Below are 8734 nucleotides of genomic sequence, written 5' to 3'. Positions count from 1 at the left end.
AGGAGGTCGAGGAGATCATCGGTCACGGCACGCAGCCGCACACCGGTCACATCCCGTTTACTCCGCGCGCCAAGAAGGTCCTCGAGCTCTCGCTGCGCGAGGGCCTGCAGATGGGCCACAAGTACATCGGCACCGAGTTCCTGCTCCTCGGCCTCATCCGTGAGGGCGAGGGCGTGGCCGCCCAGGTGCTGGTGAAGCTCGGCGCCGACCTGCCGCGCGTGCGCCAGCAGGTCATCCAGCTGCTCTCCGGCTACGAGGGGGGCCAGGGCGGTTCCCCGGAGAACACCCCCGAGCAGGGCGGTGGCCCCGTCGGCGCCGGTACCGGTGCCGCCCGCGGCGGCGGCCAGGGCCAGGGTGGCCCCGGCGACCGCTCCAACTCGCTGGTCCTCGACCAGTTCGGCCGCAACCTCACGCAGGCGGCCCGGGACGGCAAGCTCGACCCGGTCGTCGGCCGTGAGAAGGAGATCGAGCGCATCATGCAGGTGCTCTCGCGTCGTACCAAGAACAACCCGGTCCTCATCGGCGAGCCCGGCGTGGGTAAGACCGCCGTCGTCGAGGGACTGGCCCTCGACATCGTCAACGGCAAGGTCCCGGAGACCCTCAAGGACAAGCAGGTCTACTCCCTCGACCTGGGTTCCCTGGTGGCCGGTTCCCGCTACCGCGGTGACTTCGAGGAGCGCCTGAAGAAGGTGCTCAAGGAGATCAACCAGCGCGGTGACATCATCCTGTTCATCGATGAGATCCACACCCTCGTCGGCGCCGGTGCCGCCGAGGGTGCCATCGACGCCGCCTCGCTGCTCAAGCCCAAGCTGGCCCGCGGCGAGCTGCAGACCATCGGTGCCACCACCCTCGACGAGTACCGCAAGCACATCGAGAAGGACGCCGCCCTCGAGCGTCGTTTCCAGCCCGTCCAGGTGCCGGAGCCGTCCGTCGAGATGACCATCGAGATCCTCAAGGGCCTGCGCGACCGCTACGAGGCGCACCACCGCGTGTCCATCACCGACGGTGCCCTGGCCGCGGCCGCCAACCTCTCCGACCGCTACATCAACGACCGCTTCCTGCCGGACAAGGCCGTCGACCTCATCGACGAGGCCGGCGCCCGCATGCGCATCAAGCGCATGACCGCCCCGGAGGGCCTGCGCGAGATCGACGAGCGCATCGCCGATGTCCGCCGCGAGAAGGAGGCGGCGATCGACGCCCAGGACTTCGAGAAGGCCGCGGGTCTGCGCGACAAGGAGCGCAAGCTCGGCGAGGAGCGTTCCGAGAAGGAGAAGCAGTGGCGTTCCGGTGATCTCGAGGAGATCGCGGAGGTCGGCGAGGAGCAGATCGCCGAGGTCCTCGGTTCCTGGACCGGCATCCCGGTGTTCAAGCTCACCGAGGAGGAGTCCTCGCGTCTGCTGCGCATGGAGGATGAGCTGCACAAGCGCATCATCGGCCAGAACGAGGCGGTCAAGGCCGTCTCCCGCGCCATCCGCCGTACCCGCGCGGGCCTCAAGGACCCGAAGCGCCCCTCCGGTTCCTTCATCTTCGCCGGCCCGTCCGGCGTGGGTAAGACCGAGCTGTCGAAGGCCCTGGCCGAGTTCCTCTTCGGCGAGGACGACGCCCTCATCCAGATCGACATGGGTGAGTTCCACGACCGCTTCACCGCCTCCCGCCTCTTCGGCGCGCCCCCCGGCTACGTCGGTTACGAGGAGGGCGGCCAGCTCACCGAGAAGGTCCGCCGCAAGCCGTTCTCCGTCGTGCTTTTCGACGAGATCGAGAAGGCCCACAAGGAGATCTACAACACCCTCCTGCAGGTCCTCGAGGACGGTCGTCTCACCGACGGCCAGGGACGTGTCGTCGACTTCAAGAACACGGTGCTCATCTTCACCTCGAACCTGGGCACCCAGGACATCTCGAAGGCCGTGGGCATGGGCTTCTCCGGCTCCGCCGAGACGGATTCCGACGCCCAGTACGAGCGCATGAAGAACAAGGTCAACGACGAGCTGAAGAAGCACTTCCGCCCCGAGTTCCTCAACCGTATCGATGAGATCGTCGTCTTCCACCAGCTCACCCGCGAGCAGATCGTGGAGATGGTGGAGCTGCTCATCGGTCGCGTCGAGAAGGCCCTGGCCGCCAAGGACATGGGCATCGAGATCACGGACAAGGCCAAGGCACTGCTGGCCCAGCGTGGTTTCGACCCGGTCCTCGGTGCCCGCCCGCTGCGCCGCACCATCCAGCGCGAGGTCGAGGACGCCATGAGTGAGAAGATCCTCTTCGGTGAGCTCGGCGCCGGTGAGATCGTCACCGTCGACGTCGACGGCTGGGACGGGGAGTCGAAGGACACCGACGGTGCCTCCTTCACCTTCACCCCGCGCCCGAAGCCGCTGCCGGAGGGCACGTTCTCCGAGATCTCCCCGGAGGCCGCCGAGGCCGTGCGCGATGTCGAGGCTGATCCGGACACCATCACCCCGGACGTGCCGGATGTCCCGGAGATCACCGATGATCTGTCCACCGACCCCGATGAGGGTCCGGCCGGCGGTGCACAGCCTGCCCCGCAGAGCTAACTGAGTGCTTATCGACGCCCGCTTCCCGCACCCGGGAGGCGGGCGTCGTGCGCGTGGTTACACTGTCTGGCATGGGCATCACGTACCGCAAGCGCAAGAAGATCGGGAAGAACTCCTGGATCAACGTCTCCGGGTCGGGGGCATCCGCATCCACCCGGATCGGTCCGGTGACCATCAACTCCCGCGGGGGACTCTGGGTGAGGCTGCCCGGCGGTCTCAACTACCGCGGCAGGTGGAAATAGCCCGCCTCATCCTGCTCCGCCAGACCGTCACTGAGCAGGGAGAACAGGGCGCGTGAGCGCTGGATGTCATCCGGCCACACGACATCGATGGCCGACTGCGGAACGGGCTCCTCGGCCCCGCGCAGCACATCCATGATCAGCCCCCGGACCTGGCGGTCGGTGCCGGTGAACTTCTGCACCTTCTTTCTCGCCCGTTCCTCCTCGCTCGGGGGTGGGGATCCGGCGGCGACCCAGGCGCAGACGTCGAGAAGCGGGCAGACCTCACACGACGGTGACGTCGCAGTACACACCAGGGCGCCGAGCTCCATGAGCGCCGCCGAGAAACGCGGGCCCTGCTCCTGGGGCAGCAGCTCGGCGACCACCATAAGCTCCGCCTTCGAGGCAGTGCCGGCCAGGAAGCGGCCGTCGACGGCGCGGCGCACCACGCGCCGCACATTCGTGTCCACCACCGGGACGTTGCGCCCGTAGGCGAAACACGCCACGGCACGCGCGGTGTAGTCCCCGATGCCCGGCAGGGCCAGGAGGGAGTCGACATCGTCGGGGACGCGGGCGTCGTGAAGCGCGACGATCTGGCGCGCACACTCCAACAGCCGCAGCGCGCGCCGCGGGTACCCGAGCTTGCCCCAGGCGCGCAGCACCTCGGCGGGGGAGGCCTGCGCGAAGGCGGCCGGATCCGGCCAGCGGGCCATCCATTCCCGCCACACCGGCTCGACGCGGGCGACGGGGGTCTGCTGGCTCATGACCTCGCTGAGCAGGATGCCCCACGCGGAGGTTTCCGGCTCCCGCCACGCCAGGGGACGCTCGTGACGGTCGAACCAGGGGAGAAGGCGCTCAGCGAACATGAGCAACGAGTATAGAATTGCCGTCATGCCCATGAAAGATGTCGCCAAGAACCCGCAGGCCGTGTGGGAGGCCCTGCAGGCCGGCAACCAGCGCTTCGTCCTCCAGCAGCAGGAACGTCCCAACCAGGACATCCTGCGGCGCACCGAACTGCGTGACGGCCAGAACCCCCGCGCCGTGGTCCTGTCCTGCTCCGACTCGCGCGTGCCCGTCGAGCTCATCTTCGACGTCGGCCTCGGTGACCTCTTCGTCGTCCGCACCGCCGGGCAGATCCTCGACCCCGCCGTCCTGGCGTCGATCGAGTACGCCATCAAGAGCCTGGGCGTGGAACTCGTCGTGGTCATGGGGCACGAGTCCTGCGGTGCCGTCGCCGCCACCGCCGAGGCCCTCGACGGCGGAAAGATCCCCAACGGCCTGGAGCGCATCCTCGTGGAGAAGGTCGCCCCCTCGATCCTCGAGGCCCGGGCGCGGGACCGCAACGACCGCCCCGGCTATGAGCGCCAGCACGTCATCGAGATCGTCATCCAGATCAAGCACCGTCTGTCCGCCCTGCAGGAGCGCATCGCCGACGGCCGCGTCGGTATCGTCGGCCTGCGCTACCTGCTCTCCGACGGCTCCACCGAGCCCGTCATCGCCGACGGCGTGAAGTAGCGGGGAGCAGCAACACGCGGGGAGGTCGGTTCCCACCTGCACGAACCGCGCGCAATTAAAGTGAGGGACGTGACCAATCGCAGCCCTCGACTCCCCGAAGAGATCTACGTTCGCCGCCGCGTCGCCGCGGCACTGATCCTTCTCGTCCTCGTCGGACTGCTGGTGTGGGGCCTGGTGGCCTTCGCCGGTCGGGGCGGCGAAAGCGCAACCACCGCGCAGAACACCACGGAAGTGACCACCACCGGGACCACGACCAGCCGGACCACCGAATCCACCGAGGCTTCCGAGGACCCGGAGTCCACGGAGGCGTCCACCACCGCGAGCACCGAGCCGGAGGAGAGCGAGGCCGCGGAGCCGAAGGATTCCTGCGAGCTCTCCGACCTGCGGATCCTCGCCAGCTCGGATCGCCCCTCCTACGGTGAGGGCGACCAGCCGACCTTCTACATGACGGTGGAGAACCCCACGGATGTGGACTGCGAGCTGGATCTCGACGCCGAGGAGCTGCGCTTCGAGGTCTACAACCTCGAGGACAACGAGCGCGTGTGGGCGGACACCGACTGCTTCCCCTCCGTGCTCACCGGGGACGAGTCCTTCCCGGCCGGTGATGAGCGCCGCTTCCAGGCCGTGTGGTCACGCATGGGCTCCCAGCCGGGCCAGTGCAACAGCCGTCAGGATGTGGGCACGGGCGCGTTCTTCCTGCACACCGTGATCGGCAACAACGCCTCCGACGCGCACACCTTCAACCTGGGTTAGGTCAGGCGCGCCAGCCCCTCGTGGATGTGGCGCGCCCACAGGTTGCCCACGTTCTCCACGCCGGCCAGGTCCTCCTCCGTCGCCGACAGCAGGGAGGCCACGTCGCCGAAGGCCGCGATGATCTTGTGCTTGAGGAACATCTGCATGCGGGGCACCCGGCTGAGCACGCGGTAGCCGCGGGGCACGATCCACTGGGTGAGTGATTCCTCGGTGGACGGCAGCCCGAGGATGCGGGCGACGTCGGCGGGTTTGAGCAGGTCGGCGTCGGCCAGCGCGTCGAGGGCGTGGGTGGCGGTGCGGACGTCGTCGTCCGAGGGTGGGCCCTCGGCGATGAGGTAGTCGCGGATGAGCAGGTCGATCTCGCGGTTGTTGTCGCCGCGGAGTTCGGTCAGCTGCAGGTTGAGCTGGCGGCCGTCGGTGCCCAGCTCGAGGACGTTCTGGTCCAGTTCCATGCCGACGCGCTTGACCAGCAGTTCCCGCTGGATGACGGCGACGACATCCTGCACGGTGGCGTAGTTGTTGATCTCGGCGACGAACAGGCGCTGGTTGGCGTGGTCGAGGCGGGTGCGGTAGCGCTCGAGGGTGCCCAGCGCCTGGTTGGCGCGCTGCAGGATGGCCGCGGGGCTCTCCAGGACGTAGCGGTCCCCCTCGACGTAGAGGGTGATGACATTCATCGACTGGCTCACCGCGATGACGGGGCGGCCGGTCTGCTGCGCGGTGCGCTCGGCGGAGCGGTGCCGGGTGCCGCTTTCCGACGTCGGGAAGCTCGGCGCCGGGACCACCTGCACGTTGGCGCGGCGGATGCGGGTGGCGTCGGTGGAGAGGATGACCGCGCCGTCCATCTTGCACAGTTCGCGCAGGCGGGTGGGGGCGAAGGGGACGTCGAACTCGATGCCGCCGTCGCACAGGTCGGTGACCTCGGGCCCGTCCCCGATGACGATGAGGGCGCCGGTGCGGCCGCGGACGATCCGGTCGAGGCCGTCGCGCAGTGCCGTGCCGGGGGCGAGGTGTTGGAGGGTCTCCCGCAGGGTGGCGGGGACCGGCGTGGTGGCGGGACTCATGGGGATGATGTTACCCCTGGGACACCGCCTCGATGGCCTCGCGGAGGGTGGCGGCCTGCGCGACCCGCATGCCGGGCACGTCGAAGGACTCACCCGCGGGCACCACCGCGTACCCGTAGCCCAGGCGGGCGGCCTCGGCGAGGCGTCGACCCAGATGGGGCACGCGACGCAGTTCCCCGGCCAGGCCCACCTCGCCGATGACCACCGTCTTCGGGGGCAGCGGCGTGTCATGCAGCGAGGACCACGTGGCCAGGGCGACGGCCAGATCCGTGGCGGTCTCGGTGATGCGCACGCCCCCGACGGTGGCCACGTACGCATCCTTGTCATTGGTGCGCTCGCCCGCCCGGGCCTGCAGCACGGCCAGCACCATGGGCACGCGGTTGGTGTCCAGGCCGGTGACCACGCGACGCGGGCTCTTGGCCACCGGGTCGACGGTCAGGGACTGCACCTCGGCCAGCAGAGGGCGCACGCCGTCCATCGCCACGGTGACCGCCGAGCCGTCGGGGGTGCGTCCGCGGTGGGAGAGGAAGAGGCCGGACGGATCGGGGACCTCGCGGATACCCTCCGCGGTCTGCTCGAAGCAGCCGACCTCGTCGGTGGCCCCGAAACGGTTCTTGATGCCGCGCAGCATCCGCAGCGAGGACTGACGGTCGCCCTCGAAGTTGAGCACCACATCCACCAGATGCTCCAGCACGCGGGGGCCGGCCACGTTGCCGTCCTTGGTCACATGCCCCACCAGCAGGATGGGGATGCCGGAGGTCTTCGCCAGGGTGGTCAGCGCGGCGGTCACCGCCCGCGACTGGGCCACACCGCCGGCCACGCCCTCCACGCCGGGGGCGTGCATCGTCTGCACCGAGTCGACGATAAGGAGCGAGGGCTTGACCTGCTCCACGTGTCCGAACACCACATCCAGGTTCGATTCGGCGGCCAGGTACAGCGTCTCCTGCAGCGCCCCGGTGCGCTCGGCGCGCACGCGCACCTGTCCGGCGGATTCCTCCGCCGTGACATACAGCGCCGTGCGCCCGCTTATCGACGCCCACCGGCTCGCCACCTCCAGCAGCAGCGTCGACTTGCCCACACCCGGCTCACCCGCCATGAGCACCACCGACCCGGGGACCACCCCGGTGCCGAGCACGCGGTCGAGTTCCCCGATGCCCGAGGGCACCGAGGTGGCGGCGGCGGCGCTGATGGTGGTGATCGGGGTGGCCGGGGCGCTGGGGGTCAGTCCCGCCGGCACGGCCCCCGAGACCGCCGCCACCGCCGCTCCGCCCGACTTCGGGGCGACGGCGGATTCCACCAGGGTGCCCCAGGAACCGCAGTCCGGGCAGCGACCCAGCCACTTCGGGGAGGAGTAGCCGCATTCGGAGCAGGTGTGGACGGAACGGGGTTTACGGGCCATGCCGACCACTTAACCACGAACAACGACAAACGCCCGGCTCTCTAGTGAGAACCGGGCGCCTGCAAGCGGAGGACTAGTGTGCTGCCTCAGCGCTTTCCGGGCGGACGAAGGAACCGGCCGGCAGCTGCGGAGCGGCGACGGCGGCGACGACCTCGACATCACCGGAGTCGAAGGAGAAGGTGACCGGGATGTTGCCGCCGACGGCGAAGTCATCGTTGGTCAGGGAGGTCTCGGTGTACTCGATGCAGCCGATGCCGTCGGACTGCGGGGTGACCTCGAGGCGCTCGGCGGAGTCGCCGACCAGGACGCAGTCGCGGCCCAGGGACGCGCCCTCGAACTCGACGGCGTTGCCGTTGACGTCGATGGACTCGAGGGTGTGCTCGGTCATCGTGGTGTCCTGGTTGATGGCGGTGAACTTCAGGGCGGCCTCGCCCGCGTCATCGACGATGATGGTGACGTCGCGGACCGCGACAGTGCCGTCCTCGGAGTTGCCCTCCGCGCCGTTGACTGCAGCGACCTGGCTGGAGGTCTGGGTGATCTGGCCTGCGGAGCAGGAGGCCAGTGCCAGCGCAGACAGGGCGGCGGCGGAGACGATGCCGCCGCGACGGGCGGCCGACTTCAGGGACTTCACTTCGGTGTCCTCCATCAGTTCATGGTTCACAAGGATGTTTCGGAAGCTTACCTTAGTCTCTTTGGCCCCTGGGCACACAGTTCCCGGGGATCCGCTTTCGGCACAGGGGGAATGCGGGGGCGTTCGGGGGTGATCCTTCGGTGGAGTTTGCCGCCCGACGTCCCGATTGGGGTGCGTGCTAGAATGCGGGGTCTAGTGTGCTGCCAACCGCGCGCAACAAGGAGTGGGAATGGATTTCAAGGTCGGGGACGTCGTTGTCTACCCGCACCACGGCGCTGCCGTGATCGCTGACATCGAGCATCGCGTGATGGGAGGGGAGGAACTGGAGTACCTGGTCCTGCAGATCAACCAGTCTGACCTCGTCGTCCGCGTCCCGTCCAAGAACGCCGAGCTGGTCGGTGTCCGCGATGTGGTCGGCGAGGAGGGCCTGCAGAAGGTCTTCGGCGTCCTGCGCGAGACCGACGTGGAGGAGGCGGGCAACTGGTCCCGCCGCTACAAGGCCAACCAGGAGCGCCTGGCCTCCGGCGACGTGAACAAGGTGGCCGAGGTCGTCCGTGACCTGTGGCGCCGCGACCAGGACCGCGGCCTGTCCGCCGGTGAGAAGCGCATGC

9 protein-coding genes are annotated in these 8734 nt (G+C 68.8%); 5 read left to right on the top strand and 4 right to left on the bottom strand.

Going from position 1 to position 8734, the window contains the following annotated elements; genetic code table 11:
• Both Q4F73_RS09870 and Q4F73_RS09865 read left to right on the top strand, forming a co-directional pair.
• The coding region (locus tag Q4F73_RS09870; RefSeq protein ID WP_303359179.1) for an ATP-dependent Clp protease ATP-binding subunit at nt 1-2546 on the top strand (2546 nt) is incomplete at its 5' end.
• A gap of 71 nt (nt 2547-2617) precedes the next feature.
• The gene (locus Q4F73_RS09865) at nt 2618-2788 is read left to right on the top strand and encodes a DUF4236 domain-containing protein (protein WP_303359178.1); all 171 of its coding nucleotides are present in this window, start codon (nt 2618-2620) and stop codon (nt 2786-2788) included.
• On the opposite strand, the gene Q4F73_RS09860 is transcribed toward Q4F73_RS09865, so the two are convergent.
• Nucleotides 2767-3630, bottom strand: coding sequence for an A/G-specific adenine glycosylase (locus Q4F73_RS09860; RefSeq protein WP_303359177.1), 864 nt, complete (start codon nt 3628-3630; stop codon nt 2767-2769). The genes Q4F73_RS09865 and Q4F73_RS09860 overlap by 22 nt on opposite strands.
• 25 nt (nt 3631-3655) lie before the next feature.
• Between Q4F73_RS09860 and Q4F73_RS09855 the strand changes: the two genes are divergently transcribed.
• Both Q4F73_RS09855 and Q4F73_RS09850 read left to right on the top strand, forming a co-directional pair.
• Nucleotides 3656-4279 (top strand): carbonic anhydrase, encoded by a 624-nt coding sequence (locus tag Q4F73_RS09855; RefSeq protein ID WP_303359176.1) that lies wholly within the window; start codon nt 3656-3658, stop codon nt 4277-4279.
• Nucleotides 4280-4348: 69 nt separating this feature from the next.
• Entirely contained in the window at nt 4349-5032 is a 684-nt protein-coding gene (locus Q4F73_RS09850) for a hypothetical protein (RefSeq protein ID WP_303359175.1), read from the top strand.
• Here Q4F73_RS09850 and disA read toward each other — a convergent pair.
• The 3 genes from disA to Q4F73_RS09835 all read right to left on the bottom strand — a co-directional run bounded on the left by disA (nt 5029) and on the right by Q4F73_RS09835 (nt 8138).
• Entirely contained in the window at nt 5029-6093 is a 1065-nt protein-coding gene (disA, locus tag Q4F73_RS09845; RefSeq protein WP_303359174.1) for a DNA integrity scanning diadenylate cyclase DisA, read from the bottom strand. The two genes, Q4F73_RS09850 and disA, sit on opposite strands and share 4 nt — an antisense overlap.
• A 10-nt stretch (nt 6094-6103) precedes the next feature.
• Nucleotides 6104-7492, bottom strand: coding sequence for a DNA repair protein RadA (gene radA, locus Q4F73_RS09840; protein ID WP_303359173.1), 1389 nt, complete (start codon nt 7490-7492; stop codon nt 6104-6106).
• 73 nt (nt 7493-7565) lie between these two features.
• On the bottom strand, nt 7566-8138 hold the full coding sequence (locus Q4F73_RS09835; RefSeq protein WP_303359172.1) for a hypothetical protein: 573 nt from the start codon (nt 8136-8138) through the stop codon (nt 7566-7568).
• Between the two features lie 214 nt (nt 8139-8352).
• On the opposite strand from Q4F73_RS09835, the gene Q4F73_RS09830 reads away from it, so the two are divergent.
• Nucleotides 8353-8734 (top strand): CarD family transcriptional regulator (locus Q4F73_RS09830; RefSeq protein ID WP_303359171.1); only part of this gene is annotated, 382 nt, incomplete at its 3' end.

Source organism: Corynebacterium sp. (assembly GCF_030535495.1).
GTDB lineage: Bacteria > Actinomycetota > Actinomycetes > Mycobacteriales > Mycobacteriaceae > Corynebacterium.
The sequence above is the reverse complement of the archived record's forward strand: the minus strand, read 5'-3'. Positions and strand labels throughout refer to the sequence as shown.

Excerpts from the sequence above, each read along its gene's own strand:
- Q4F73_RS09865 (WP_303359178.1), top strand. The coding sequence starts at position 2,618 with ATGGGCATCACGTACCGCAAGCGCAAGAAGATCGGGAAGAACTCCTGG.
- Q4F73_RS09860 (WP_303359177.1), bottom strand. The coding sequence starts at position 3,630 with ATGTTCGCTGAGCGCCTTCTCCCCTGGTTCGACCGTCACGAGCGTCCC.
- Q4F73_RS09855 (WP_303359176.1), top strand. The coding sequence starts at position 3,656 with ATGCCCATGAAAGATGTCGCCAAGAACCCGCAGGCCGTGTGGGAGGCC.
- disA (WP_303359174.1), bottom strand. The coding sequence starts at position 6,093 with ATGAGTCCCGCCACCACGCCGGTCCCCGCCACCCTGCGGGAGACCCTC.
- radA (WP_303359173.1), bottom strand. The coding sequence starts at position 7,492 with ATGGCCCGTAAACCCCGTTCCGTCCACACCTGCTCCGAATGCGGCTAC.
- Q4F73_RS09835 (WP_303359172.1), bottom strand. The coding sequence starts at position 8,138 with ATGGAGGACACCGAAGTGAAGTCCCTGAAGTCGGCCGCCCGTCGCGGC.